This window comes from Mycobacterium sp. IDUB_17, from assembly GCF_055419465.1.
On record NZ_JBVAXS010000011.1, the window covers coordinates 39,414 to 64,028 of the forward strand.

General features: G+C 66.8%; 27 protein-coding genes and 1 pseudogene. 14 read left to right on the forward strand and 14 right to left on the reverse strand.

Annotated features, from left to right (window positions below; translation table 11 throughout):
* The first annotated feature begins 1 nt into the window (after window position 1).
* The 4 genes from gdhA to ACZYZ7_RS31070 all read left to right on the forward strand — a co-directional run bounded on the left by gdhA (window position 2) and on the right by ACZYZ7_RS31070 (window position 4,894).
* Window positions 2-1,351, forward strand: coding sequence for an NADP-specific glutamate dehydrogenase (gdhA, locus tag ACZYZ7_RS31055; protein WP_135457864.1), 1,350 nt, complete (start codon window positions 2-4; stop codon window positions 1,349-1,351).
* Between the two features lie 101 nt (window positions 1,352-1,452).
* Window positions 1,453-2,643 carry an NAD(P)/FAD-dependent oxidoreductase gene (locus ACZYZ7_RS31060; RefSeq protein WP_463742491.1) on the forward strand — a complete coding sequence of 397 codons (1,191 nt, stop codon included), beginning with the start codon at window positions 1,453-1,455 and terminating at the stop codon, window positions 2,641-2,643.
* Window positions 2,643-3,566, forward strand: coding sequence for an RNA polymerase sigma factor SigJ (gene sigJ / locus ACZYZ7_RS31065; RefSeq protein WP_463742492.1), 924 nt, complete (start codon window positions 2,643-2,645; stop codon window positions 3,564-3,566). The genes ACZYZ7_RS31060 and sigJ overlap by 1 nt, the downstream gene beginning before the upstream one ends.
* Before the next feature lie 89 nt (window positions 3,567-3,655).
* Window positions 3,656-4,894 (forward strand): aminodeoxychorismate synthase component I, encoded by a 1,239-nt coding sequence (locus ACZYZ7_RS31070; protein WP_463742493.1) that lies wholly within the window; start codon window positions 3,656-3,658, stop codon window positions 4,892-4,894.
* Here ACZYZ7_RS31070 and rsmI read toward each other — a convergent pair.
* A complete protein-coding gene (rsmI, locus tag ACZYZ7_RS31075; protein WP_450073001.1) occupies window positions 4,864-5,700 on the reverse strand; it encodes a 16S rRNA (cytidine(1402)-2'-O)-methyltransferase in 837 nt (278 codons plus the stop codon). The genes ACZYZ7_RS31070 and rsmI overlap by 31 nt on opposite strands.
* Window positions 5,701-5,724: 24 nt before the next feature.
* Between rsmI and ACZYZ7_RS31080 the strand changes: the two genes are divergently transcribed.
* A complete protein-coding gene (locus ACZYZ7_RS31080) occupies window positions 5,725-7,275 on the forward strand; it encodes a dolichyl-phosphate-mannose--protein mannosyltransferase (RefSeq protein ID WP_135457874.1) in 1,551 nt (516 codons plus the stop codon).
* A gap of 108 nt (window positions 7,276-7,383) precedes the next feature.
* Here the strand turns inward: ACZYZ7_RS31080 and arcA are convergent, their stop codons facing one another.
* Complete coding sequence (gene arcA, locus ACZYZ7_RS31085; protein ID WP_450073003.1) at window positions 7,384-8,589, reverse strand: arginine deiminase; 1,206 nt, start codon at window positions 8,587-8,589, stop codon at window positions 7,384-7,386.
* A gap of 33 nt (window positions 8,590-8,622) precedes the next feature.
* Between arcA and soxR the strand changes: the two genes are divergently transcribed.
* Window positions 8,623-9,054 carry a redox-sensitive transcriptional activator SoxR gene (gene soxR / locus ACZYZ7_RS31090; protein ID WP_450073004.1) on the forward strand — a complete coding sequence of 144 codons (432 nt, stop codon included), beginning with the start codon at window positions 8,623-8,625 and terminating at the stop codon, window positions 9,052-9,054.
* A 34-nt stretch (window positions 9,055-9,088) separates the two neighbouring features.
* Window positions 9,089-9,685, forward strand: a complete 597-nt coding sequence (locus ACZYZ7_RS31095; protein ID WP_135457879.1) for an alpha-ketoglutarate-dependent dioxygenase AlkB — start codon at window positions 9,089-9,091, stop codon at window positions 9,683-9,685.
* A gap of 6 nt (window positions 9,686-9,691) precedes the next feature.
* Here the strand turns inward: ACZYZ7_RS31095 and ACZYZ7_RS31100 are convergent, their stop codons facing one another.
* Together ACZYZ7_RS31100 and ACZYZ7_RS31105 are read right to left on the reverse strand one after the other, a co-directional pair.
* On the reverse strand, window positions 9,692-10,366 hold the full coding sequence (locus ACZYZ7_RS31100) for a DUF5642 family protein (RefSeq protein ID WP_135457881.1): 675 nt from the start codon (window positions 10,364-10,366) through the stop codon (window positions 9,692-9,694).
* Between the two features lie 29 nt (window positions 10,367-10,395).
* Complete coding sequence (locus ACZYZ7_RS31105; protein ID WP_286175127.1) at window positions 10,396-11,079, reverse strand: DUF5642 family protein; 684 nt, start codon at window positions 11,077-11,079, stop codon at window positions 10,396-10,398.
* A 153-nt stretch (window positions 11,080-11,232) separates the two neighbouring features.
* Between ACZYZ7_RS31105 and ACZYZ7_RS31110 the strand changes: the two genes are divergently transcribed.
* Window positions 11,233-11,499, forward strand: coding sequence for a hypothetical protein (locus ACZYZ7_RS31110; RefSeq protein WP_463742494.1), 267 nt, complete (start codon window positions 11,233-11,235; stop codon window positions 11,497-11,499).
* Between the two features lie 145 nt (window positions 11,500-11,644).
* A pseudogene (gene lpqN / locus ACZYZ7_RS31115) lies at window positions 11,645-12,338 on the forward strand (envelope biogenesis lipoprotein LpqN).
* Here the strand turns inward: lpqN and ACZYZ7_RS31120 are convergent.
* The 4 genes from ACZYZ7_RS31120 to ACZYZ7_RS31135 are packed head-to-tail and all read right to left on the reverse strand — an operon-like array spanning window position 12,328 to window position 15,381.
* Window positions 12,328-13,164, reverse strand: a complete 837-nt coding sequence (locus tag ACZYZ7_RS31120; RefSeq protein ID WP_463742495.1) for a shikimate 5-dehydrogenase — start codon at window positions 13,162-13,164, stop codon at window positions 12,328-12,330. The pseudogene lpqN and the gene ACZYZ7_RS31120 sit on opposite strands and share 11 nt — an antisense overlap.
* A complete protein-coding gene (locus tag ACZYZ7_RS31125; protein WP_135457889.1) occupies window positions 13,161-14,162 on the reverse strand; it encodes a GNAT family N-acetyltransferase in 1,002 nt (333 codons plus the stop codon). The genes ACZYZ7_RS31120 and ACZYZ7_RS31125 overlap by 4 nt, the downstream gene beginning before the upstream one ends.
* A gap of 32 nt (window positions 14,163-14,194) precedes the next feature.
* Entirely contained in the window at window positions 14,195-14,962 is a 768-nt protein-coding gene (gene modA / locus ACZYZ7_RS31130; RefSeq protein WP_463742511.1) for a molybdate ABC transporter substrate-binding protein, read from the reverse strand.
* An 11-nt stretch (window positions 14,963-14,973) separates the two neighbouring features.
* Window positions 14,974-15,381, reverse strand: a complete 408-nt coding sequence (locus tag ACZYZ7_RS31135; RefSeq protein WP_135457892.1) for a TOBE domain-containing protein — start codon at window positions 15,379-15,381, stop codon at window positions 14,974-14,976.
* 143 nt (window positions 15,382-15,524) lie between these two features.
* On the opposite strand from ACZYZ7_RS31135, the gene ACZYZ7_RS31140 reads away from it, so the two are divergent.
* Window positions 15,525-16,982, forward strand: a complete 1,458-nt coding sequence (locus tag ACZYZ7_RS31140; RefSeq protein ID WP_463742496.1) for an aldehyde dehydrogenase family protein — start codon at window positions 15,525-15,527, stop codon at window positions 16,980-16,982.
* A gap of 15 nt (window positions 16,983-16,997) precedes the next feature.
* Here ACZYZ7_RS31140 and ACZYZ7_RS31145 read toward each other — a convergent pair whose 3' ends face one another.
* The 3 genes from ACZYZ7_RS31145 to ACZYZ7_RS31155 form a co-directional block, all read right to left on the reverse strand.
* Window positions 16,998-17,552, reverse strand: a complete 555-nt coding sequence (locus ACZYZ7_RS31145) for a hypothetical protein (protein WP_463742497.1) — start codon at window positions 17,550-17,552, stop codon at window positions 16,998-17,000.
* On the reverse strand, window positions 17,549-17,824 hold the full coding sequence (locus ACZYZ7_RS31150; protein WP_463742498.1) for a hypothetical protein: 276 nt from the start codon (window positions 17,822-17,824) through the stop codon (window positions 17,549-17,551). The genes ACZYZ7_RS31145 and ACZYZ7_RS31150 overlap by 4 nt, the downstream gene beginning before the upstream one ends.
* A 139-nt stretch (window positions 17,825-17,963) precedes the next feature.
* On the reverse strand, window positions 17,964-18,701 hold the full coding sequence (locus ACZYZ7_RS31155; RefSeq protein WP_463742499.1) for an SDR family NAD(P)-dependent oxidoreductase: 738 nt from the start codon (window positions 18,699-18,701) through the stop codon (window positions 17,964-17,966).
* A 169-nt stretch (window positions 18,702-18,870) separates the two neighbouring features.
* Here ACZYZ7_RS31155 and ACZYZ7_RS31160 point away from each other — a divergent pair, with 169 nt between their 5' ends.
* Window positions 18,871-19,683 carry an enoyl-CoA hydratase/isomerase family protein gene (locus tag ACZYZ7_RS31160; RefSeq protein WP_463742500.1) on the forward strand — a complete coding sequence of 271 codons (813 nt, stop codon included), beginning with the start codon at window positions 18,871-18,873 and terminating at the stop codon, window positions 19,681-19,683.
* On the opposite strand, the gene ACZYZ7_RS31165 is transcribed toward ACZYZ7_RS31160, so the two are convergent.
* Window positions 19,677-20,291, reverse strand: a complete 615-nt coding sequence (locus tag ACZYZ7_RS31165) for a TetR/AcrR family transcriptional regulator (protein WP_463742501.1) — start codon at window positions 20,289-20,291, stop codon at window positions 19,677-19,679. The two genes, ACZYZ7_RS31160 and ACZYZ7_RS31165, sit on opposite strands and share 7 nt — an antisense overlap.
* A 67-nt stretch (window positions 20,292-20,358) precedes the next feature.
* Complete coding sequence (locus ACZYZ7_RS31170) at window positions 20,359-20,844, reverse strand: hypothetical protein (RefSeq protein WP_463742502.1); 486 nt, start codon at window positions 20,842-20,844, stop codon at window positions 20,359-20,361.
* 204 nt (window positions 20,845-21,048) lie between these two features.
* Between ACZYZ7_RS31170 and ACZYZ7_RS31175 the strand changes: the two genes are divergently transcribed.
* Entirely contained in the window at window positions 21,049-21,657 is a 609-nt protein-coding gene (locus tag ACZYZ7_RS31175; RefSeq protein ID WP_463742503.1) for a TetR/AcrR family transcriptional regulator, read from the forward strand.
* Window positions 21,654-22,478 carry a hypothetical protein gene (locus ACZYZ7_RS31180; RefSeq protein WP_463742504.1) on the forward strand — a complete coding sequence of 275 codons (825 nt, stop codon included), beginning with the start codon at window positions 21,654-21,656 and terminating at the stop codon, window positions 22,476-22,478. Before ACZYZ7_RS31175 ends, ACZYZ7_RS31180 begins: the two co-directional genes overlap by 4 nt.
* Here the strand turns inward: ACZYZ7_RS31180 and ACZYZ7_RS31185 are convergent.
* Entirely contained in the window at window positions 22,465-23,127 is a 663-nt protein-coding gene (locus tag ACZYZ7_RS31185) for a TetR/AcrR family transcriptional regulator (RefSeq protein WP_463742512.1), read from the reverse strand. The two genes, ACZYZ7_RS31180 and ACZYZ7_RS31185, sit on opposite strands and share 14 nt — an antisense overlap.
* A 47-nt stretch (window positions 23,128-23,174) precedes the next feature.
* On the opposite strand from ACZYZ7_RS31185, the gene ACZYZ7_RS31190 reads away from it, so the two are divergent.
* Window positions 23,175-24,605 carry a cytochrome P450 gene (locus tag ACZYZ7_RS31190; RefSeq protein WP_463742505.1) on the forward strand — a complete coding sequence of 477 codons (1,431 nt, stop codon included), beginning with the start codon at window positions 23,175-23,177 and terminating at the stop codon, window positions 24,603-24,605.
* Window positions 24,606-24,615: the final 10 nt, after the last annotated feature.

Sequence of the window (24,615 nt, forward strand, 5' to 3'; positions counted from 1 at the left end):
GATGGCTGTATTACACGAGAAACTGCAGGCGATCTACGAGGAAGTCGCGCAACGTAACGCCGGCGAGAAGGAATTCCACCAAGCCGTCTACGAGGTGCTGACCAGCCTCGGGCCGGTGGTGGCCAAGCACCCCGACTACGCCGACGGCGCCATCATCCGCCGCCTGTGCGAGCCCGAACGCCAGATCATCTTCCGGGTGCCCTGGCTCGACGACTCCGGTACCGCGCAGATCAACCGGGGCTTCCGGGTCGAATTCAACTCGGCACTCGGACCGTTCAAGGGCGGCCTGCGGTTCCACCCGTCGGTCTACCTCGGCATCGTGAAATTCCTGGGCTTCGAGCAGATCTTCAAGAACTCGCTGACCGGCCTGCCGATCGGCGGCGGCAAGGGCGGATCGGACTTCGACCCCAAGGGCCGCTCCGACGCCGAGGTGATGCGGTTCTGTCAGTCCTTCATGACCGAGCTGTACCGCCACATCGGCGAGTACACCGACGTCCCGGCCGGCGACATCGGCGTCGGCATGCGCGAAATCGGTTACCTGTTCGGCCAATACAAGCGGATCACCAACCGCTACGAATCCGGCGTTCTCACCGGCAAGGGCCTGACCTGGGGCGGATCCCAGGTCCGCACCGAGGCAACCGGATACGGCACGGTGTTCTTCGTCGACGAGATCCTGCGGTCGAGCGGGCAGTCCTTCGAGGGCAAGCAGGTCGTGGTGTCCGGTTCGGGCAACGTGGCGATCTACGCGATCGAGAAGGTGCACTCGCTCGGCGGGACCGTGGTGGCCTGCTCGGATTCCAGCGGCTACGTACGCGACGACAAGGGCATCGACCTCGACCTGCTCAAGGAGGTCAAGGAGCTGCGCCGCGGCCGCATCGAGGATTACGCCGAGGCCCGCGGCGGCGCGGCAGAGGTCGTGACCGGGCGCAGCGTGTGGGAGGTGCCGTGCGACATCGCGTTGCCGTGCGCCACCCAGAACGAGGTCTCCGGCGTCGACGCGACCATGCTGATCAAGTCCGGCTGCCAGATCGTGGCCGAGGGCGCCAACATGCCGTGTACCCCCGAGGCCGTGAAGTTCTTCGAGGAGGCCGGGGTGCGGTTCGCCCCGGGCAAGGCCGCCAATGCGGGCGGCGTGGCCACCAGTGCGCTGGAGATGCAGCAGAACGCCTCGCGGGACTCGTGGAACTTCGACGACACAGAGGCGCGGCTGGCCGAGATCATGCGGCGCATCCACGACCGGTGCCTGACCACCGCCGACGAGTACGGACAGCCGGGCAACTACGTGGCGGGCGCCAACATCGCCGGCTTCATCCGGGTGGCCGACGCGATGCTCGCTCTGGGGCTGGTCTAGCCCTTCGAGTGATGTAGGCCACATCGCGCGGGTCTGCTGTCACATATCGGGGATGCGCGGTGTCTTGAGGGCACAAGCCTTTGAGAACAGGAGACGCTCCCATGACCGAAAGAACTGCGCAGAACACCCGAGTGGTCGTGATCGGCGGCGGTTACGCCGGGGTGCTGGCGGCCAACCGACTGCAGGGCACTCCGGGAGTGGCTGTCACGCTGCTCAATCCGCGGCCCGAGTTCGTCGAGCGCATCCGGCTGCACCAGCTCGCGGTCGGCAACCGCGGTGCCACCACGGCCTACGACGAACTGCTGGGCAACGGGGTCCGGCTGTTGGTCGATGGCGCCGAGTTCATCGACGCCGACATCCGTCAGGTGCAGTTGGCCTCCGGCGAGGTGCTCGACTACGACTACCTGGTCTATGCCGTCGGCAGCACCGCCGGAGTGCCCGCCTCGGTGCCCGGGGCCGCCGAATTCGCCTATCCGCTTTCGGAACTCGAGCAGGCCCAGCGGCTGCACGCCCGCCTGCAGGATGTCCCGATGTCGGCCCCGGTGGTCGTCGTCGGCGGCGGCCTGACCGGGATCGAGGCCGCGGGCGAGTTCGCCGAGCAGGGCCGCGCGGTGACCCTGGTCACCGACGTGGTCGGGGCGTCACTGGGCACCGGTGCCCGTCGCTCGGTCGTCAAGGCGCTGACCAAACTCGGTGTCTCGATCGTCGACGGACCCGAGATCCTGGTGACCGGGGTCGAGCCCGATGCCGTCACGCTGGCCGACGGGAACCGGCTGCCCAGTGCGGTCACGGTGTGGACCACCGGGTTCGGGGTTCCCGGGCTGGCCGCGGCCAGCGGGCTGCGCACCGACGAGCTGGGCCGGTTGCTCACCGACGAAACCCTGACCAGCACCGACGACGCGCGCATCGTCGCGGCCGGAGACGCGGCCTCACCGTCGGGGGTTCCGCTGCGGATGAGCTGCCAGTCGGCGGGCCCGATGGGGGTCCAGGCCGCCAACACCGTGCTGGCCCGGATCGCGGGCGCCGAGCCCAAGGTCATCAACCAGGCCTTCGCCGGACAGTGCGTGAGCGTCGGCCGGAGTTACGGCACGGTGCAGCTCTGCCACTCCGACGACAGCCCGCGCCGCGCCTTCATCGGCGGGCGCACGGCCGCCTTCTTCAAGGAGCAGGTGTGCCGCGCGACCGTGACGTTCTTGCGCAAGGAGGGCGTCAAGCCGGGGTCGTACTTCTGGTTCAAGGGCGACAACCGGGCACGGCAGCTCGCCGAGGCACGCAAGGAGAGTTTCGCCTGATGAACACCCCCAGTGCAGGTAACTCGAACGAACACGCCGAACGGTTCACGCTGCTGCGGCCGTTGTTGTTCACCATCGCCTACGAGATCCTCGGTACGGCAACGGAATCCGACGATGTCCTGCAGGAGAGTTACCTGCGCTGGGCCGAGGTCGATCTGGACACGGTGCGCGATACCAAGGCGTTCCTGGCCCAGCTCGTCACTCGCCAGGCGCTCAATGCCCTTCGGGCCCAGTCGCGACGCCGTGAGGAGTACGTGGGTCCGTGGCTGCCCGAGCCGCTGCTGCTGGCCGACAGTATCAGCGGCGTGGGCGATCCCTCAGCGGATGTGGTTCTGGCCGAGTCGGTTTCGATGGCGATGCTGGTGGTGCTCGAAACGCTGACACCCGATGAGCGCGCGGTGTTCGTGCTGCGCGAGGTGTTCGGGTTCAGCCACGACGAGATCGCCTCGGCGATCGGCAAATCCGCGAGCGCGGTGCGCCAGATGGCGCACCGTGCCCGCAACCATGTGCAATCACGGCGCAAGCGGTTCGAACCCGTCGATCCGCAGGTGTCGACCGAGATCACCCAGCGGTTCTTCACCGCGGCGACGACCGGCGACATGAACGTGTTGCTGGAATTGCTCGCGCCGGACGTGGTGTGGACAGCAGACAGCGACGGTAAGCGCAGCGCCGCCCGGAGGCCGGTGTCCGGGGCCCAATCGGTGGCCAAGCTGGTCATGGGCCTGATGCGGTTTGTCGCGCAGGGCGGCCACTTCGAGCCCACGACGTACAACAACGCCCCCGCGTTCAAGATGTACCTCGAAGACAGCTTCGAGGGCGTTGTCACCGTCGAGGTCACCGACGGCAAGATCACCCACTTCTACGCGATGCGCAATCCGGACAAGCTGACCGGTGTCGACGTCCCGCGGGTGATCAGCCGCTGAGTTCCCCCGCGGCCAGACGCAAAACTGCCCATTTTCACGCGGGAATGGGCAGTTTTGCGTCTGCTCGCGGGAGGAAGCAAGCTGATGGCATGCGGATCGAGAGGCTCGGCGCGCTGGGGGATGCCCCGGCGGTGCTGCGTGGTGTCGCCGCCGCCGCATGTGCCGCGGGCCTGGCGCCGCCGGCCGCAGTGATCGGCGACTGGTTCGGCTCACGTGCGGTGATCGCGCCCTCGGTACCGGTGGCCCCCGTGGCGCCGGCGGCTGTCTTCGATGTGGCCCAGGACGCCTCGGGACCGGCAGGCAGTGTGGGTGGCGGATGGTTCGGCTACCTCTGCTACCCGGACCCGGGTGCCGACGGCGCACCGCCGCGCATCCCGGTGGCGGCCGGCGGCTGGTCGGACTGCGTGCTGCGCCAGGACGCCGACGGCCTCTGGTGGTTCGAAAGTCTCAGTGGTGCAGCACTTCCCACCTGGCTCCGAGCACTGGAGCCGGCGGCTGCGCCACCACACGCCTCCACCCTGACCTGGGTGGCCCCCGATCGCGCTGATCACCGTCGGGGCGTGCTGGCCTGCCTGGAGGCCATCGCGGCGGGCGAGGTGTATCAGGCCTGTGTGTGCACCAGGTTCACCGGCCGCATCGACGGCGAGCCGATCGATTTCTTCACCGAGGCAGTGGCCCGGACTGCGCCTGCGCGGGCCGCGTATGTGGCCGGGGACTGGGGTGCCGTGGCCTCGCTGTCACCGGAATTGTTCCTGCGCCGGGCGGGCACCGCGGTGGCCTCCAGCCCGATCAAGGGCACGCTGCCGTGCTCGGCCGATCCGGCCGCACTGCTGGCCTCGGTCAAGGATGTCGCCGAGAACGTCATGATCGTCGACCTGGTCCGCAACGACCTGGGACGCGTCGCGACCACCGGCAGCGTGACGGTGCCCGAACTGCTCGCAGTGCATCCGGCGCCCGGGGTCTGGCACCTGGTCTCGACCGTCACCGCCGAGGTGCCCGCGCACCTCCCGATGAGCGCGCTGCTGGACGCCACCTTCCCGCCGGCCTCGGTCACGGGCACCCCGAAGCGGCGGGCCCGCCAGCTGCTGCGTCAGTGGGAACCTGCACGACGCGGAGTTTATTGCGGCACAGTCGGTTTGGCTTCGCCCGTGGCGGGCTGTGAGCTCAACGTAGCGATCCGCACCGTGGAGTTCGGCCCCGACGGGTCGGCGGTTCTCGGGGTGGGCGGCGGTATCACCGCCGATTCCGAAGTCGACGCGGAATGGGAGGAGTGCCTGCACAAGGCTGCCTCGATCGTTCAGCCGCGGGCACGCAGTACGGCGTCATAGAGCTCGCGCCGTGACGGCGCCCCCGGGTTCGCCGCGATCACCTGGGCGCAGGCGTCCTTGACCCGGATCCCATCGGCCGCCAGTTCCTCGACCTCGGCCACCAGATCGGGCAGTTCGACGGTCGGGGTGCCCCCGGCCAACACCACGGTGATCTCCCCCAGCACGCCGTCGGCGGCCCACTCCGCGAGCTCGCCCAGACTGCCGCGGCGGATCTCCTCATGCGTCTTGGTCAGCTCACGACACACCACGGCGCGCCTCGACGGGCCCAGCACGTCGACGGCGTCGCGAAGTGTCTCGGCGAGCCGGCGCGGGGATTCGAAGAACACAGTGGTGCGCGGTTCGGCGGCCAGCGTCTGCAGCCAGGCCAGCCGGGCGGCGTGCTTGCGCGGGGCGAAGCCCTCGAAGCAGAACCGGTCGGAGGCCAGCCCGGACACCGCCAGCGCCGTCGTCACCGCACTCGGGCCCGGCAGGCAGGACACCGGCAGATCCGCCTCGGCGCAGGCCGCCACCAGGCGGTAGCCCGGGTCGTTGATCAACGGCATACCGGCGTCGCTGACCACCAGCACCGTCGCACCCGCCGCGATCTCCTCCACCAGGCCGGGCACGCGGCTCGCCTCGTTCTGGTCGAAGAAGCTCAGGATCCGGCCCGTCGGCTGGACGCCCAGCGACTGGGCCAGACCACGCACGCGTCGGGTGTCTTCGGCCGCCACGATGTCGGCCGTCTGCAGTGCCTCGACCAGCCGCGCGGACGCGTCGTCGGGCCGGCCCAGCGGCGTGGCGCCGATCAGTAGTTTGCCGGGTGTCACGACCGACAGCCTACGATCGCTTGCGTGACCGCCACCGCCACCGAATCGCCGACGGCTGGTCGCTCGGTCCCGTTGATCAGCCCGGCGCCGCTGATCCCGGCCCCGGATTTCGGGCCGACGGACCGGCTACAGGGCTGGCTCATGACGGCCATCATCACCGCACTGGCCGCCATAAGTCGATTCCTGAACCTGGGCTCGCCCACCGATGCCGGCACCCCGGTCTTCGACGAGAAGCACTACGCGCCGCAGGCGTGGCAGATGCTGCACAACCACGGGGTCGAGGACAACCCGGGCTACGGGCTCGTGGTGCATCCGCCGGTGGGCAAGCAACTGCTCTCGATCGGCGAGGCGCTGTTCGGCTACAACGGGCTGGGCTGGCGGTTCTCCGGGGCGATGTGCGGTGTGGTGATCGTGCTGCTGGTGGTGCGGATCGCGCGCCGGATCAGCCGCTCCACCCTCGTCGGCGGCATCGCCGGACTGCTGCTGATCGCCGACGGGGTCAGTTTCGTCTCGGCCCGCACGGCGCTGCTGGACGTGTTCCTGGTGGTGTTCGTGGTCGCGGCGTTCGCCTGCCTGATGGTGGACCGCGACGACGTGCGCCATCGCATGCACGTCGCGTTCATGGAGGGCCGCATCGCCGAGACGCCGTGGGGTCCCCGGCTGGGCGTGCGGTGGTGGCGGTTCGGTGCGGGCGTGCTGCTCGGTCTGGCCTGCGCCACCAAATGGTCGGGGCTGTACTACGTGGCGTTCTTCGGCGTCATGACGCTCGTGCTCGACGCGATCGCGCGCAAGCAGTACCACGTGCCGGCACCGTGGCGGGGCATGCTGCGCCGTGATGTGGGGCCGGCCGCATACGTGTTCGGGTTCATTCCACTCGCCGTATACCTGGCGTCGTACGGGCCGTGGTTCGCCTCGGAGACCGGCATCAACCGCTACGAAGCCGGCCAGTCCATCGGCGAGAACGGCATCATCCCGCTGCCCGACGCCCTGCGGTCGCTCTGGCACTACACCTATGCCGCTTACCATTTCCACGCCGGGCTGACCAACGCCGACGGCAACCACCACCCGTGGGAATCCAAGCCGTGGACCTGGCCGATGTCGCTACGGCCCGTGCTCTACGCGATCGACAACCACGATGTGGCCGGCTGTGGCGCACAGTCCTGCGTCAAAGCCGTGATGCTGGTGGGCACTCCGGCGATGTGGTTCATCGCGGTGCCGGTGCTGGGGTGGGCCCTGTGGCGGGCCCTGGTGCGGCGGGACTGGCGCTACGGCGTGGTGCTGGTCGGTTACTCGGCCGGCTTCCTGCCGTGGTTCTTCGACATCGACCGGCAGATGTACTTCTTCTACGCCACCGTGATGGCACCGTTCCTGGTGCTGGCGATCGCACTGATCCTCGGTGACATCCTGTACCAACCCAGACAGAACCCCGAGCGTCGAACGTTGGGGCTGCTGGTGGTGTGCTTCTACGTGGCGCTCGTGATCGCGAATTTCGCGTGGCTGTACCCGATCCTGACGGGCATCCCGATTTCACAGTCGACCTGGAATCTGGAGATCTGGCTGCCGAGCTGGCGGTAGGTGTGCGTTGAAATTGCGGCCGTCCATCGCCGTTTTCTACGCCAGGGTTGCAAAAGCCTGGTCTAGCGACCGTGGTGTAGAAAACGGCGTCCACTCAAACGGCAATACCTAGAGCAGGTCCCGCGCCGCCGGGCACGACATGCAGCGTGGCCCGCCGCGGCCCGTGCCCAGCTCCGAAGCCTCGATCGGCAGCACTTCGATACCCGAATCAGCCAACCGGGCATTGGTTTCCGAGTTGCGTTCGTAGGCCACCACCACACCCGGCGCCAGGGCCAGGGTGTTGTTGCCGTCATCCCATTGCTCGCGTTCGGCGGTGACGGGATCGAGCCCGGTGTCGATCACCCGAAGCTGCTCGATCCCCATCGCCTCGGCGGCGGCCTGCACAAAGGGCACTTCATCATCGATCCGGATCCCGGCCTCGGTGCGGTGAATGGTGAACGCCGACAACGAGTCCACGATGTTCGGGTACATCACCACCGCGTCGACGTCGACCATGGTGCACACGGTGTCCAGGTGCATCTGGGCACGCTCCTGGCGGATCGGCACCGCCAGCACGGTGTGGGCCAGGTCGTCGTCGAACAGGCTGCGCGCCAATGCCTCCGCGCCGGCCGGTGTGGTCCGCTCCCCCACCCCGACGGCCACCACGCCAGGTCCCAGCAGTAGCACGTCGCCGCCCTCGACGGGCGCCGAGCGCGACTCGTAGGCCCGCCGGACGCCGAGGAACCGCGGATGGTGCGCATAGATCAGGTCGGTCAGCGAGGTTTCGCGTACCCGGGCCGGCAGCGCGAGCGAGGTGATGGCCACCCGCGGGCCGATCCAGAACGACGAATCCCGGGTGAACAACAAATTGGGCAGCGGCTCGATCACGAAATCGCCGCCGTGGTGCATCAGGCGCACCAGTGACAGTTCGGCCCCGTGGAAGGGCACCTCGTTGAAGGTCATGCCGGCCATCAGGATGTGCGCCAGATCGGCGGGCGGCAGGGTACGCAGATAGGCCGAAAGTTCCTGGGCCAATGGCACACCCAGCCGTCGTGCGTCGACGGCTGCGGAGATGCCGTGCATCCGTGCGGCACCGCTGGCCAGCGCCTCGGTCAGCAGATCGGCCAGGAGCATCACCTCCACGCCGCGGGAGCGCAGCACGGCCGCGAAGGCATCGTGCTCACGTTGCGCCTTGGCCACCCACGGCAGGCCGTCGAACAGCAGTGCGTCATTGTTGCGTGGGGTCAGCCGCTGCAGCTCCGGGCCCGGACGGTGCAGGATGACGGCACGCAGTGTGCCTACCTCAGAGTTGGAACCGAACGCGGCAGTCTCCACGTCATGACGTTAACTCAACTATGGTTTAGGTGTATGGAGACGCACGAGTTAACTCCTGGCGAGATGTCGCTGCGCAGCGGCGTGGCGGTGTCCGCACTGCACTTCTACGAGCGCGAGGGCTTGATCGCCAGTCGCCGCACATCGGGAAACCAGCGCCGCTACGCGCGCGAGACACTGCGTCGCGTGGCATTCATCCGGATGTCGCAGCGCCTGGGCATACCGCTGGCCCGCATCCGCGAGGCACTGTCCAGCCTGCCCGATGACCGGGTTCCTACCAGCAAGGACTGGGCCCGACTCTCGGCCGGTTGGCGTCAGGACCTCGACGACCGCATCCTGCACCTACAACGGTTGCGCGACAACCTGACCGGCTGCATCGGCTGCGGTTGCCTGAGCCTCAAGACCTGTCAGCTGACCAACCCGGGCGACGTCCTCGCCGAGAGCGGTCCGGGCGCATCTCGCCTCTAACGCACTCGAACGTCTGTGCGATACACTCGCGCGCATGGAGCTGGCGTTGCAAGGCTCACTGTTCGAGCACGCTGAACGTCGTCGACTCGGCAACGACGCCTGGGTTGAACTGCGCTCGGGCTGGTTGCCCGACGCCGACTCGCTGTTCGAGGAGTTGATGGACGGGATCCCCTGGCGGTCCGAGGAACGCGAGATGTATGACCGGGTGGTGGCGGTGCCGCGGCTGGTCAGCTTTCACCACCTGCTCAACGAACCGGTGCCACACCCCAGGCTCAAACAGATCCGCCGCAGGCTCAACGACACCTTCGGCGGTGAGCTCGGCGAACCGTTCACCACCGCGGGCCTGTGCCTGTACCGCGACGGCAACGACAGCGTCGCCTGGCACGGCGACACCATCGGGCGCAGCCGCACCGAGGACACCATGGTGGCCATCGTCGGGCTCGGCGCGACAAGGGTTTTCGCATTGCGCCCACGCGGCGGCGGTCACGCCCTGCGGCTACAGCACCGCCACGGCGACCTGCTGGTGATGGGCGGATCGTGCCAACGCACCTGGGAGCATTCGATACCGAAGACCACCAGCCTGGTCGGGCCGCGGATCAGCATCCAGTTCCGTCCGCACGACGTGCGCTGAGGGTCTCTAGCCTCTTACATCGGCCACGGCGGCGCTGAGCAGATCGCGGGCCCGCTTGTCGTCCACCGGCGCCACCGGCTTGCCCGGCTCCACCAACGGGTTGGCCGTGACGATCACCATGAACGTGTCGAAGCTGGCGACATAGTTGTACAGCTCGCCGGTGCGGGGCTGGCCACCCACCACGGTCTGCACGATGCGGTGGGTTCCGGTCGTACGAGCCCCGTCGATCTGCGGGGCCTCGACCACATCCACCTGCCCGCGCATGCCCGGGCCCAGGAATTTCACCTGTTTGCACGCATCGCCCGGGTCGTTCAACGGGACCGGCTCAGAGGTCTCCACGGCCATCACGATGAACCGGTTGCCCGCCCCTTCGGCCGTGGTGGCGGCCATGTTGCCCTTCAGCCCCTCCGGCAATGACTGCCCCTCGGCGAATTTCGCACAATCGGCAGGGTCGACCTTCACCCCGGGCGGCATCTTCTGCGGCGCCAGCATTTTCGGGTCGATCCCGGTCGGGGCCACATCGGTGACCTTGAATTCCGGGCCGAAGGTGGAGCGCACCTTGGCGACGTTGGCGATGTCCGCCTGGGCGGAATTCGACTGGTCCGATTGACCGCAGGCGACCAATCCGGAGGCGCAGGCGAGAACGCCGACGCTGGCGAGTAACACGTTGCGGTTCCACATCGCTCGTCAACATACCCGGCACCGCCGACTCAGCCGCGTAACGCCGAAACCGTTTTCACCAGCAGGTCGGAGGCGAACGCGGGGCCGAGCGCGGGATTCGGTGAGCCGGGGTCGGTGATCACACTGACGAAGACGTGGTAGCCGCCGCCCAGATCCGCGGTGAACGTGTCGGCGTGGGATCGGGTTTCGGTGCCCCCTTCGACGGTCGTGGTGACGGCGGTGGACATCCCGGCGGTCACCGCACCCTCGATCGGCGGGGCCGTGACGGCGGTGACGGTTCCGACGGAATGCCCGCCCGACACACTCCACTGCTCACACTGTGGGTCGCGGCGCAGTTCCACGGGTACACCCGGCCCCAGCTTCGCGACGCCCGCATACACGATGCCGCCGGGCCCGGAGGCCGACCAACCCCGGGTCGGCTCGATTTCGCGGGCAGCCTGCGCCCCGCAAGCCGCCGGGTCGGCCGTCCACTCCGGGCCGAAACCCCACAGCGATACGGGGGTCGCCTGCGGTTCGATAGCCACCACCTCGTAGCCGGGCGGCAGGTCCTGGCGCGCCCGGTCGATGCGGGCAGGGTTCACCGTGACGGCACCGCCGGAGGCCTGGGGCGTTGACGACGCCGGCGTCGGTCCTGGTGCCGACCGCGGTCCGCATGCCACCCCGCAAGCCAGGGTGCAGACCAGCAGGACCGCCGGGACGACGAAAAGGCGCACGGGTTTTGATACCACAGCCCGGGTTTGCTGTCGAGAACGGCCGGGGCGCTGTTTGTCAACTGATTTCTGGACGTCGACATCGCGACAAGTGTTGGGATACAGCGGAATTTAATGGTCGCAGGTCTGGTTGCCACCCACGGGACGTGCAGGACGATGAGGGGCAGAACGGTGTACGGATTGGCGGGGGCGGCGCTGGCCGGCGGGGCACTGTCGGCCCTGGCTCTGGGTTTTCCCGCCGCCACACTGGCCGCGCCGTCGGGGGTCGGATCCGCGCAGGACACGGCGGACGAACTGGAACGCCAGGGCTTCGACGTCGTGATCTACCGCGCCGGGACTGCTCCGCTGGACCGGTGCACCGTTTCGTCGGTGCGCCCGGCCCAGATCCTCGAACGAACGGTGTACCTGTCCGCGAATTGCTGAAGGCGTCCACCGTGAGCGACCCGAACATTTCACTGCGCAAAAGATTGCGGCGGCGGACTGCGCCTTCTGCCAGCTATGACCCAGGAAAGCGTTTATCGTGCAAATCAGTTGCGCCTCACCGGGGCGTCCAACCGATTGGAGACCGATGACCACCTCAATGAGGGCCGGCGGAATCGCCATCGCTGCCGTCGCTGGGGGTCATGCTGACCGGCTGCGGCGGCAAGACGGTGTCCGGTACCGCGATCGAGGCGACCGGGGCCGGCGAGACCAGCACCGAACCGACGAAGGCCGGTGACACGGGCAGGCCGACGGCCGGGCACCAGTACACGATCGTCGACTACATCCGTGACAACAAGATCACCGAAACCCCGGTTCACCGGGGTGATCCGGGCACACCCCGGTTCGATCTGCCGATTCCCGAAGGCTGGGCGGACGCGACCTCGTCGGCTCCCGAATGGGCATGGGGCGCAATCGTATCCACCGATCCGGAGTTCGCCGCAGATCCGCCGTCGATCATCGCACTGATGTCCAAGCTGACCGGCAACGTGGACCCGGCCAAGATCTTGGAGTACGCCCCTAACGAGATCAAGAACCTGCCGGGCTACGAGAACCAGGGCGACGGTTCGGCGGGGGAACTGAGCGGATTCGAGGCGTACCAGATCGGCGGCACCTATGTGAAGGACGGCGCCACCCGCTTGATCGCCCAGAAGACCGTGGTGATCCCCGGGGCCGATGGGCTGTTTGTGTTGCAGTTCAACGCCGATGGCACCGAGGATCAGATGGGCCCGCTGATGGACGCAACTGCGTTGATCGACGAGCAGACGGTCATCACGCCATAGCCGACTGCCGCGAGAAGGCCGAAGCCGCGGCCACCTGCTCAGGCGTCGGCCGCACTCCCGTGTAGCGCTCGAACTGCTCTGCGGCCTGCAGCGCGATCACCTCTGCGCCGGTGATGACCGGCAGGCCCGCAGCCCTGGCCGCGGTGATCAGCGGGGTTTCGGCGGGCATGGCCACCACGTCGACCACGGCACCTGCTGCCTCGATCGTGGCCGGCTCGAATGCGCTGCGATGTTCGTCGGGCCCGTCGGCCATCCCGATCGGGGTGACGTTGACCAGGATGGGCGCCGTCAATGTGCCGACCTCTGGCGCATAGTCGTAGCTGAGTGCCTCAGCCAGCGCGCGCCCGGCTTCGGCATTACGCGCGACGACGGTCCCCTTACGAAATCCCTTGTCCCGCAATGCTGCCCCGACCGCCTTGGCCATGCCGCCGCTACCCCGGATCAATACCGCATCGGCCGGGTCCAACCGCTCGACGAGTTCTTGCACGGCCAGATAGTCGGTGTTGGAGGCGACGAGGCGGCCGCCGGGCACCGACAGGTCGTTGACGATCGTGTTGACCGCGTCGATCGCGAGGGCCGACGGTTCGATCTCGTCGACGAGGGCGATGACGTCCTTCTTGAACGGCATCGACACCGAGCATCCCCGGATGCCCAGCGCCCGCACGCCTCCGATCGCCGCGGCGATATCGGTTGTGGTGAAAGCCTTGTAGAGATAGTCCAGGCCGAGTTCGTCGTAGAGGTAGTTGTGGAAGCGGGTGCCGATATTGCTGGGCCGGGCCGCCAGCGAGATGCACATCAGCGTGTCCTTGCTGAGTGGTGGCCTCACTGGCTCACCGCCCGGATCACCTGACGGGTAACGTCTTTGATCTTCGCGGCCAGCTCGGGTTCCAGACTCAGCGTGTCGACCGCGGGCACCGGGACGTCGGTGAGCACCACCCCGAGATCCTCACGCTCCCACACCGCTCCGAGCCGATCCAGGATGCGCCGCATGGCGTAGTTGTCACTCAGCACCCGCGCGGTAAATCGTTCAATTCCAAGGTAGTCCGCTGACACCACCAGCGCGTCCATCAGGAAGGTGCCGATGCCGCGACCCTGATAGTCGTCGCCGACGGTGAACGCGACCTCGGCCGTCGTCGCATCGTGGCCCTCGCGGACCACGCGGGCATCTGCGACCACCGGCCCCAGTGCGCCCTCGGTCATCACCCAGACGAAATGATCGGCGTAGTCGACCTCGAACAGATACTCCAGTAGAGCCTTGGTCGGTTTGCGCACGGATTGGAAACGCCGGTAAAGGGTTTCGCTGGAGAACTCGACGGGCCCGTTCATGGTCCGCTCGACGTCACCGGGCAGAACCGGCCGCAGATAGAACCAGTCGCCGGTGCGCACCTGCACCGGGATGGGCGTGATGAACCCGGCGAGGCGTTGGCGCGCGATGCGCACCAACCGGTCGAACATCCCCGGCAGGTGCAGCAGGACCTCGAACGCCTCGCGGTCACCCACCCAGCCCGTGACCGGGTCGAGAGCCGTCACCGTGGCCGTGCGCGCCGCATCGCGCAGTAGCGCGATCTCACCGATGATCAGACCCGGTTCCAGGTCGGCGACGACGGCCTGTCCGTCGGGCCCGTCATGAACCACCTGGGTTCGCCCGGAGGCGATCAGCATGAACGTCAGCGCCGGGTCGCCCTGCCGGATCAGCACCTGCCCCGCCGGGGCCGACAGCGGCTGCAGCAGGGTGGTCAACGGCGCCAGTACGGACGGCCGGCATCCGGCGAAGAATTCCAGTGCCGCCAGGTCGTCGGCACTGATCTCGGTCAGATCGGCCACGGTCCCAGGCTACGGCGCCGCCACGGGCTCGGTCAGGGCTTGGCGAATCCGGCCTTGGCGAGCGCTTTTTGACCGGCCTCCCCGGTCACCAGGTCGACGAACCGCTGCGCCAACCGCGCGTGCCCGGACTCCTTGAGCACGGCCATGGGGTACGTGTTGACGGCCTGGGCCGCTTCGGGGAAGGCAACACTGCTGACCTTGTCCCCGGCTCCGGCGGCGTCGGTGACGTAGACCAGGCCGGCGTCGGCCTGCCCGCTGGTCACCTTGCCCAGCACGTCGGTGACCGAGGTCTCCTCACTCACCGGCGACAGCGTCACCCCGGTGGCCTTCTCGACCTTTTCGGTCGCGCCGCCGCAGGGCACCGGCGGGGCGCACACCACGACGCTGGTACCCCGCTTGGCCAGATCGGCAAACGACTTGATGCCCTTCGGGTTTCCCGGCGCGACGGCGATGGTCAGGGTATTGGTGGCGAAGTTGACCGGGCCGCCCTCGACGAGGCCCGCGGCCACCGCCTTGTCCATGTTCCGGGTGTCGGCCGAGGCGAAGACGTCGGCGTCGGCACCCTGGGTGAGCTGGGTGACCAGGTCCGATGATCCGGCGAACGAGAACTCCACCGAGCTCCCCGGGTTGTCGGTCTTGAACTGCTCGCCGATCTCGGTGAACGCCGATTTCAACGAGGCCGCGGCGAACACCGTGATCGAGCCGCCCTCGGTGTTGGAGGGCGCCGCGGCTTTCTCGGCCGAGGTGCAGCCGCCGATCAGGGCGGTCGCGGCCATCGCGCTGAGCGCCAACGCACACATCCGGACTCTGTTCACGATTGTCCTTTCGGGGTTTCCACGATCACGGTCGTGGCCTTGACCACCGCGACAGCGACGCTGCCGGGGGCAAGGCCGAGCTCACGTACTGACTGGCTGCTCATCAGTGACACCACGGTGAACGGCCCGCACTGGATCTCCACCTCGGCCATCACCCCATCGGCGACGACGTTGGTGACCAGTCCGGCGAAGCGGTTGCGCGCGGAGCTGCCGATGCCGAGCGGATCTCGGGGCGCCGCAGCGGCGTTGGCGCGCGCGAACGCGGCCAATGCGGCCCCGTCGATCACCTTGCGCCCGGAACCGTCGAGATGCGCCGGCAGCGACCCGTCGTCGATCCAGCGTCGCACGGTGTCGTCACTGACCCCGAGCAGTTCGGCCGCCTCGCGGACCCGAATGTCTGGCACCGCGACAGCGTATCGACACGACATCGGCTCAACAACCGCAAACACAGGAGTATTGCCCGCTTCAATCCGCATGTGCGGTCTTGACCGCTCCTCACTTCGACTGCTAAGCAGGTGCTCAGCATTTCGACGACGAAGGGGACACTATGGCACTGCAGACGGTTTTGGACGAACTCCGCAACCGACCCGGCACAGGCGAGACCATTCCGGTCATCGACCCCGCGACCGAGGAGCAGATCACCGAGTTCCGCGACTGCGGGGCCGACGCGGTCAACGAGGCCGTCGCCGCCGCGAAAACCGCCTACGAGTCCGGGGTTTGGACTGACATCCCGGCCCGTCAGCGCGCCAAGGTGCTGTGGAAGCTGGGCGACCTGATCGACGAGCACGCCAAGGCATTCGCCGAACTGGAGTCTCTTGACGCCGGGATGCCCCCGATGCAGGCCGAGATGATCGTCTCCACCTGCGCGGAGTTCTTCCGCTACTACGCGGGCTGGTGTACCAAAATCAACGGCAGCAGCTACCAGGTGCAGATGGAGGGCGGCGTCAACAGCAACTACTCCAACCTGCACGCCTACACCACCAAGGAGCCGTATGGCGTGGTAGGCCTCATCTACCCGTGGAACGGCCCGCTGTTCAACGCCTGTGCCAAGATCGCTCCGGCCCTGGCCGCCGGCTGCTCCAGCGTCGTCAAGCCCGCCGAAGAGACCCCACTGTCGGCGGTGCTGCTGGAACGCCTGATCGGTGAGGCCGGGGTGCCGGACGGCGTGGCAAACTTCGTGATCGGCTACGGCGCTACCGCTGGTGCCGCGATCACCGCGCACCCCGACGTCGAGAAGGTGGCATTCACCGGCTCGACCGAGGTCGGCAAGCAGATTATGCGGGACTCGGCGGACAACCTCAAGAAGGTGACCCTGGAACTGGGCGGTAAGTCGCCGGTGCTGATCTACGAAGATGCCGACCTCGACATGGCAATCATGATGGCCTCGATGGGCATCTTCGTGCACTCCGGGCAGGGCTGCGTGTGCGGGTCACGAATCTTTGTGCAGCGCAGCGTTTATGAACGCGTAGTGCAGGGCATCGCGATGATTGGAGACAACCTGGTGCTGGGCGGCCCCAAGGACGAGGGCTCGATGATCAGCCCGCTGGTCAGCCAGAAGCAGCTCGACCGCGTGCTGGGGTACATCGACCAGGGCAAGCGCGACGGCGCCGAAATCGTTTCCGGTGGATACCGATTGGACCGCAAGGGCTACTTCGTCAAGCCCACCGTGGTCACCAACATCGACCCCGCCACCAGCCGCCTGTACAAGGAAGAGATTTTCGGCCCCGTCGTCACCATCCTGCCGTTCGACGACGACGACGAAGCCATCGCGATGGCCAACGACACCAGCTACGGCCTGGCCGCCACCGTCTGGACCGCCAACCTGGCTCGCGCGCACAGCCTGGGCAAGCGTCTGCAGGCCGGCATGGTGGGGCTGAACTGCCAGTTGACCTTCGACCACAACGTGCCGTTCGGAGGCTACAAGCAGTCAGGCATCGGCAAGGAGTTCGGTTACGAGGGCATCGACGGCTACCTCAAGACCAAGTCGATCTGGGCGCAGCTGTAACTGAACAACCCTCGGTCACAACGAGAAGCGGATGGCGGCGAGCTCAAGGGCCTTGCCCTCGAGCCGCTGGCCCAGATAGATCTCGGCCTGGACGAGCCGCTCGCAGTACCACCGGATGTCCTCGGCATGTTCCCGAGACGCCGTGTAGCGCACGGCCATGGTGCTGACGTCGATGCGGCGGGTGTCGCGCACCGTGAGGTCCTCGGACACCTGGAACCCGCTCTCCTCGGCAGCCGTGATGGCCTCGAGCACCTGCCCCACGGCGAGGCGGATGTCACGGCAGCCGTTCTCGGCGATCTCGGAGGCCTCCCGCTGAATGTCCCCCTGCTTGCGGACCACCACGGCGTCGGCGCTGACCTGTTCACCGGCATCCTCACTGGCGGTACCCGACCACTCCGCCCCACCGGGCGCGTGAACGTTTCGCCGATGCCACTCGAACAGCTCCTCGGATTCGGCCGCCAGCTGACGCCAGCGTGCGGCAGCGTCCGCGAGATAGCTTGTGTCCCAGGCTTCTAACTGAGAACGGGTCAGCGCCCTACCAGGCTGACCCGCGACGGGCAGATCATTCACATCAACTCCGCCAGGCCCCCGGCGTGTTGTTCGTCGATCGCGGCGTATCGATGTGCAGCCGCAGACAGGTGCCCCGCCTGCGCACTGACGCGACCCGATTGGGAGGCTCGCGCGGTGATCACCGCGTCATCCATCGCCGAGACACCAGTACTGCTCGGGTAGCCCCCGGCATCCGGACGGGTAGGCGATACCCCCAATTCGGCAGCGATCAGCTCGCTGCTAGTGGCCCCCGCACGTAGCGCCCCCGGGTCCACTCCCAGATCGTTTGCCATAGCAATCCCCCAACTGGCCAATCTGCTCCCCGAGGCTAACCGATCTGGCTGGGTTGCGCCCAGGGGCTGAGCAAGTATGCCATTGCAAACTGGCGTCGACCAAGACCGGGCTCGTCGCCTTCCGGCCACCGGACGGCCATCAACCAGCCATCGTCAAGCCCCCACTGACACTAAGGACTTGGCCAGTAATGAAGCTGGCATCGTCGGAGGCGAAGAAGAGCGCAGCCTTGGCGACCTCCTCCGGTTTCGCGACCCGACGGAACGGGATGGCTCTGATCAGTCCGTCGCGAACCTTGTCCGGAAGCGAATCGAACAGCGGGGTATCGGTCGGTCCAGGGCAAACACAGTTGACGTTGATCCGATGACGGGCCATCTCGCGCGCGAGCGACTTGGTGAACGCGATCACCCCACCCTTGGTGCCGGCGTAGACGGTCTCCCCCAGACTGCCCACCCGCCCTGCATCGCTGGCAATGTTGACGATCTTTGCCATACCTCCCTCTGCAAGGATCGTTTCGAGGAAGGCATGGGTGAGCCGGACCGGCCCGAGAAAGTTCACCGCCACCAATGCCTGCCAGAGCGTGTCGTCGTTGGACATGAACGGCTCGACCCGGTCGAAGCCCGCGGCATTGACGATCACGGCGGGCGGTCCATGCGCGGCGACGACGTCGTCCCGCAGTGTGCTCACCGCCTTCGGGTCGGCCAGATCGGCAAGGTGCGCGGTGGCGTTCGCGCAGTCCCGGACCGTCCGGGCGAGGCCGGCTTCATCGCGGTCGACGGCCGCGACGGTGGCGCCGGCCTGCGCCAGCGCGATCGCGATGGCTCGGCCGATCCCCGACGCGGCACCCGTGACGACGGCGACTTTGTTGTCGAATCGCACTACCTGACCTCCCGATCTGCGGTGATGTGGACGCTATGGCCCACTATCGGCCGACGGGCATCGAAAATCAACCATTCAGTCGATAATTGACTTGCACAGTCGAAAAACCGTAGCTTCGGTTGAACAGAGTGCGTGCAGGCCGCGCATGCCGACAGGAGGGACGCTCCCCATGGATTTCTCTGATTACCAGCAGCTGACGCTGACTCGCCGGGACAACGGCGTCCTGCTGATCACGCTGAACCGGCCGGAGAAGTACAACGCCGCCGACGAGGGCATGCACACCGAATTGGCCAACATCTGGAAAGACGTCGCAGCCGACCCGCAGACCCGGGTCGCGGTGATCACCGGCGCCGGCAAGGCTTTCAGCGCGGGCGGCGACCTGGCCATGGTCGAGCGAATGGCCGGTGACTACGACCGGGTGTCACACATGCTCGGCGAGATGAGCGATCTGGTCTACAACATGATCAACTGCGACAAGCCGATCGTGTCCGCGATCAACGGCGTCGCGGTCGGGGCCGGAGCTGTGGCCGCGCTGCTCGCCGACATCGCGATCATCGCCGAGGACGCCCGGATCGGCGACGGCCACGTCAAGCTCGGTGTGGCTGCCGGCGACCACGCCGCCATCATCTGGCCACTGCTGGCCGGTACCGCCAAGGCGAAGTACTACCTGATGACCGGGGAGATGATCGGCGGGATCGAGGCTGAACGGATCGGCATGGTCGCCAAAGCCCTTCCGCGGGAGGAGGTTCTGGACGAGGCACTGCGGATCGCCGACAATCTGGCCACCGGTGCCCAGCAGGCGATCCGGCTGACCAAGCGTGCGCTCAACAACTGGTTGCGCAACGCGGGCCCGATCTTCGACCAGTCCGCAGCCTATGAGATGTTGACCTTCCTCGGACCGGACGTGGTGGAGGGCTACACCGCCCTGCGTGAAAAGCGTTCACCCCGTTTCCCGTCCGCGCAGCCGGATACCGTTCAGTAGAACAGGCACAGGGCACGGTCGACGATCGCGGCGCGCAGTTCCGCACGGTCGTCGTCGTGCATCCCCGGTCCGATCCAGACCGAGGACTGGTTGAGAACCCCGTGCAGGCACTGCAGGGCGACATTGACGTCGGGACAGGTGAATTCGCCATCGGCCACACCGCGATCCACCACCCGACGGAACACCGCGTCATGACGGCGCCGCATGTCCTTCATCGGATCCTCGAAGACCTCCGGCCAACCACGCGGCCAAGAGAACACCGCGGCCACCTCGGGTGCGGTCTCGGTGAGGATGCGGATCTGTTCATCGATCAGGGCCGCCAGGTGTTCGCGAGCACCGACTTTTCCGAGGGCCTCCTCACGGGCCCCGAGCCGCTGCAACACTTCCTCGGTCAGGGTCTCCAGCGCGGCGGCCACCAAGGCGTCCTTGGACGAAAAGTAGTGGTAGAACGTGGCCTTGGCGATGTCGGTCTGCTCGGCGACATCTTCCAGACTCATACCCTGGTAGCCGGACTCGGTCAAGATCCGGGTGGCTGTCCTGACGATCTCGGCCTTACGCCGGTCACGACGGCGCGCCACGCGACTGGAGCCCGCGGGCTGATCCTCCACGGGCCCATCCTAACCGGGCCTGGTCGACTACTCGACCAGGTGGACGAACTGCGCCTTCCGGCCACACTCAGAGCTTGTAATAGCCATAGACGAGGCGGTGCCCGTCGAGCAGGTCACGAATCTCGGCAATGAAACCCTCTGACAGTTCATCCCAGTTCCAGACCGTCACGCCGAGTGCACCGAATGCCCACGGGTAGCCCCAGTCCCAGTCGTTGAGTCCGATGCCCGCACCACAGCTCAAACACGGCACAAGCCCGGGCCCACCCGCGAGCCACTCGCTGATCGCGGCATCGAACGCGGTGTCCCAACGTCCTTGTTCACGAGGAAACATCGCCTCGATGTGGCTGCACTTCGGGCAGGTCACTGCTTCCAGATCGGCGCCGTGGTACACCTGCCGGCCGGTTTCGACCACCAAGCCGTTGGTCCAATAGTGCGGCGCCGCAACCGATTTGTTACCGATCGCGTAGCCGTAGCGCTCGCCCGGCGGATGCCCGCCCGGATTTCCGAGCACACAGTCGGTGATCTCTTCGGCAACGACCCCCCGCTCGATCAACCAGCCTCGAGACGGGCCTTCAACGCCGGCGCTTCGGCGTCGGTCACGTCAACATCGACCAAAGTCTGTGCATAGTCGCCCATCCAGGGATCGTAAGCGCGCCATCGCGACAGTCAGTGCGGGAATTTCATACGGACGCACACTCCCGATCTCGCTGACAGTCGTCATTGACGAGTGTCAGCGAGTGGGCGTACGGTGGCCGCCATGACGTCGCGACACGCACCATCCGTGACCGAATCACCGGCCGGGGGTGTCCGTGAGGCCCGCCGAATCGAAACCCGGGCCCGCTTGTTCGACGCTGCGCTGGCCGAGATTTCGGGCCGTGGGTTGGCCGCCGCCGATGTCAGCGCGATCGCGGCCGCGGCGGGCGTGGCACGGGGAACGTTCTACTTCCATTTCCCGACCAAGGAGCACGTTCTCATCGAGGCGGAGCGCGACGAGGAAACCCGGATCGTCCGCGAACTCGCCCAAACCAAAGGCGATCTGGAGTCGATACTCACGCAAGTCGTCCGTCGGGTCCTCAGTGCCGAACGCCGGTTGGGCGCAGCGGTTTTCCGGGACATGCTCGGCCTGCATTTCTCCTCGACGCGTCCGGTCGAAGACGAGTTGGCACAGCACCCGCTCGCGGAGTTCCTGGTGAGGGTGATCAGCCGGTCGCAAGCCGCAGGGCAGGTGTCTGCCGACCGGAATGCGAGTGAGCTCGCGACGTTCTTCCTGACCGGCCTGTTCGCCTTGCTGGCCACCGGAGTCTTCGATTCTTCGGTGTTGAACCGTTATGTCACAACGATTGTCAAAGGGATGGAGAACCGATGAACCGCACCGGCATCGAGGGCTACCGGGAATTCCTGGCCAGGCGTGACGGCGAAGCCGACCTGCTCAACAGGCGGTTGGCGAATCGAGAGCGATTCTTCACCGAACTCGAGGAACACCCCGTCCGCTCGGCCCACCCCGCCGACCGCGCCGTCTTCCTTCGCAATCTGCGCCGCCGACGGCCAGAACCCGGCCTGGACCGCAAGATGCTGTTTCTGCTGGCGACCGCCAAACTCAATCAGGCGGAACGGTTCGGCGTGGGACTCGGCGAAACCTACGGGCGCAACAGCGACGAGAATCTGCCGCCCGAGAATGTCTACCTCGAACTCGAAGAGCACTACCACACCCGGCTGCTGGCATACGCGCTCGACGTCTTCGACCTGACCTTCCAGGTCGTCCCCCCGCCATTTGTGATGCGGCAGTTCGTCAAGACCGGCGTGTTCCTCCCCCAGCGCCTCGGCTTCACGTTCGTCGGAGCCGCAGAGATGGCCGGCTGCATCATGTTTGACGAACTGCGCCGTGCCGGTGCCGAGCTCTTCGCCGACGAGCCCCAAGTCGCCGAACGAATCGAACTGCTCTACAGCGAGATCCTCACCGACGAGATCGGCCACGTCGGCTACTGCGCATCACGCTGCAGCTCAGCAGAGCGAGCGGTCATGCGCCGGATCTACCCGCTCATCGGACGGCTCTTCGCCCGCCAGACGGCTGAGATCAATCTGCTGATCGACCCCAAGGCGTTGCATGCGCGCCTGGACCGGCCCTTCGATGTCGACGAGCTCACGGCCGGCCTGGACAACGAGACGTACCTCGTCACACACCCGTGATCCGGGCGCGGGCCACCTGCGCGGCTCCGTTTCCGGTGATCAGCCACAGAGTGGCGAGCTGCGCGATGAAATCGTCGAGAGACAGGTCGACGCCACCGTTGACGAATTCCAGGATCGCGTCGGCCGTCCCGCCGACGATGAACGCCGGTGCCACCTTGGCCAGTGGGTCCGCCTCCAACTCGACGCCGTGCACGGTGCGGCCATGATCGATGAGCACGCCGGTGAGCCGGTGCATGACCGTGGTGCGGTGAGCATCGAGCTCGGGCGACGCTGCCACCCCACCGAGTAGGACACGGGCGCGACGCGGGTCGTCCACGAGTGCCCGTACCGCCGCCGTCACGCTCGCAAACGCCTGGACTTCCAGCGCTTCATGCGCGGCCGCGTCCGCCGCGGCCACCGCGGCGCGACGTACGCCCTCGGCGATGTCGTCGACGACGGCAGCCGACAGGGCATCCAGATCGGTGAAGCTCTCGTAGAAGTACCGCTTGTTGAGAGTGGCAGCTGCGCAGACCTTTTCGACCGTCACTCCCCGCCATTCATTGCGGGCCATGGCATCCATTGCAGCTGCCAGCAGACGCTCGCGCCGTTGGCGGAGGCGGGCTTCGGCCGATTGGCCCCCGTAGACGCGTTTGGTCGTTGACACCACCATCACATTCTGGCACGGTTTCGTACCAGATAGGTGACCGGGAGGACCCAATGGAACTTTGTTCGCCTGCGAACACGCACCGCCTCCAAACCTTGGGCGCGGCCGTCACCTCCAGATTTCCGAGCGGCGAGCGTCCGCTGGCGATGCCGCCCCGGGGATCGAATCTGAAGCCCGTCATGGGCAATTACGGTTTTCCGTTCCTCGGCCATGTATTGAGCTCACTGGCCGACCCCCTGGCCTTCGCCCGGGACCGGTACGAGCGTTACGGGCCGGTGTCGTGGGCTGGGGGCGTCGGCTTCCGCGTCGTCGGTCTCATGGGCCCTGACGCCTTGGAAGCCGCATGGGTCAACCGGGACAAGGTCTTCTCCAGTACGCGCGGCTGGGCACCGGTCATCGGACCGTTCTTCCACCGCGGAATGATGTTGCTCGACTTCGACGAACATCGTGACCACCGCCGCATCATGCAGCAGTCCTTCACCCGCAGCGCGTTGGACGGCTATCTGGAACTGATGCGGCCCAGTATCGATCGCACCCTGAGCAATTGGCCGTCGGCACAGCGATTTCCGTTCTATCCGTCCATCAAGCACCTGCTGCTCGAACAGGCCGCGGAGGTGTTCGTCGGCACCCATCTCGGTCCCGAGTCCGACCAACTGTCGGCGGATTTCCACGACACCGTGCGAGGCGGGCAGGCGCTGGTACGCGCGGACGTACCCGGCGGCGTGTGGGCCAAGGGTCTACGGGCCCGGGAGCGGCTCGAACGCTACTTCGCCGAGCAGGTTCCCGACCGCCAGGGCGGCGACGGCACCGACCTCTTCTCGATGCTGTGCCGCAGCGAGGATGAAGACGGCGCACGGTTCACGCCGGCCGACATCGTCAACCACATGATCTTCCTGCTGATGGCTGCGCATGACACCACCGCCATCGCGTTGTCCATGCTGACCTACGAACTGGGCCGGAACCGGCAATGGCAGGACGCGTTGTGCAAGGAGGCGATCAGCCTCCCGAATGACAGCCCGACGGTGCTCGACCTGGATGCCTACCCACTGCTCGATGCCGCGTTCAAGGAGATCCTCCGAATGTATGCACCGGCCGGCGCGCTCTTCCGGCAGACCGTTCGCGACACCGAGATCCTCGGGCACTTCGTCCCACGCAAGACCCAGGTGGCCATCAATGTCTATGCCTCCATGCGGCTTTCCGACTGGTGGGCCGACCCCGACACGTTCAATCCGGAACGGTTCGTGAACAATTCCGAGTCCCGCGCCACGGTGAGCCGCTACGTGTTCGCCCCCTTCGGCGGCGGCGCCCACAAGTGCATCGGCCAGCAGTTCGCCGATATGACAGTCAAGACCACCATGCACCAGATGCTGAGACGGTTTGAATGGAGCGTGCCTGACGACTATCGCCCTCAGCTGACCTGGGGCACCGGGCCGACCCCTGCCGACGACCTACCGATCACCCTGCGATCGCGCGCACTGACGTAAGCAACGCCCT

Bases quoted from the DNA above. Each gene is read 5' to 3' on its own strand.
- ACZYZ7_RS31180 (WP_463742504.1), top strand. From the start codon at position 21,654: ATGAACCGCACCGGCATCGAGGGCTACCGGGAATTCCTGGCCAGGCGT.
- ACZYZ7_RS31110 (WP_463742494.1), top strand. From the start codon at position 11,233: ATGAGGGGCAGAACGGTGTACGGATTGGCGGGGGCGGCGCTGGCCGGC.
- ACZYZ7_RS31160 (WP_463742500.1), top strand. From the start codon at position 18,871: ATGGATTTCTCTGATTACCAGCAGCTGACGCTGACTCGCCGGGACAAC.
- ACZYZ7_RS31100 (WP_135457881.1), bottom strand. From the start codon at position 10,366: ATGTGGAACCGCAACGTGTTACTCGCCAGCGTCGGCGTTCTCGCCTGC.
- ACZYZ7_RS31060 (WP_463742491.1), top strand. From the start codon at position 1,453: ATGACCGAAAGAACTGCGCAGAACACCCGAGTGGTCGTGATCGGCGGC.
- ACZYZ7_RS31150 (WP_463742498.1), bottom strand. From the start codon at position 17,824: ATGGCAAACGATCTGGGAGTGGACCCGGGGGCGCTACGTGCGGGGGCC.
- ACZYZ7_RS31175 (WP_463742503.1), top strand. From the start codon at position 21,049: ATGACGTCGCGACACGCACCATCCGTGACCGAATCACCGGCCGGGGGT.
- ACZYZ7_RS31185 (WP_463742512.1), bottom strand. From the start codon at position 23,127: ATGGTGGTGTCAACGACCAAACGCGTCTACGGGGGCCAATCGGCCGAA.
- ACZYZ7_RS31070 (WP_463742493.1), top strand. From the start codon at position 3,656: ATGCGGATCGAGAGGCTCGGCGCGCTGGGGGATGCCCCGGCGGTGCTG.
- ACZYZ7_RS31190 (WP_463742505.1), top strand. From the start codon at position 23,175: ATGGAACTTTGTTCGCCTGCGAACACGCACCGCCTCCAAACCTTGGGC.
- ACZYZ7_RS31095 (WP_135457879.1), top strand. From the start codon at position 9,089: ATGGAGCTGGCGTTGCAAGGCTCACTGTTCGAGCACGCTGAACGTCGT.
- ACZYZ7_RS31140 (WP_463742496.1), top strand. From the start codon at position 15,525: ATGGCACTGCAGACGGTTTTGGACGAACTCCGCAACCGACCCGGCACA.
- sigJ (WP_463742492.1), top strand. From the start codon at position 2,643: ATGAACACCCCCAGTGCAGGTAACTCGAACGAACACGCCGAACGGTTC.
- modA (WP_463742511.1), bottom strand. From the start codon at position 14,962: ATGTGTGCGTTGGCGCTCAGCGCGATGGCCGCGACCGCCCTGATCGGC.
- gdhA (WP_135457864.1), top strand. From the start codon at position 2: ATGGCTGTATTACACGAGAAACTGCAGGCGATCTACGAGGAAGTCGCG.
- soxR (WP_450073004.1), top strand. From the start codon at position 8,623: ATGGAGACGCACGAGTTAACTCCTGGCGAGATGTCGCTGCGCAGCGGC.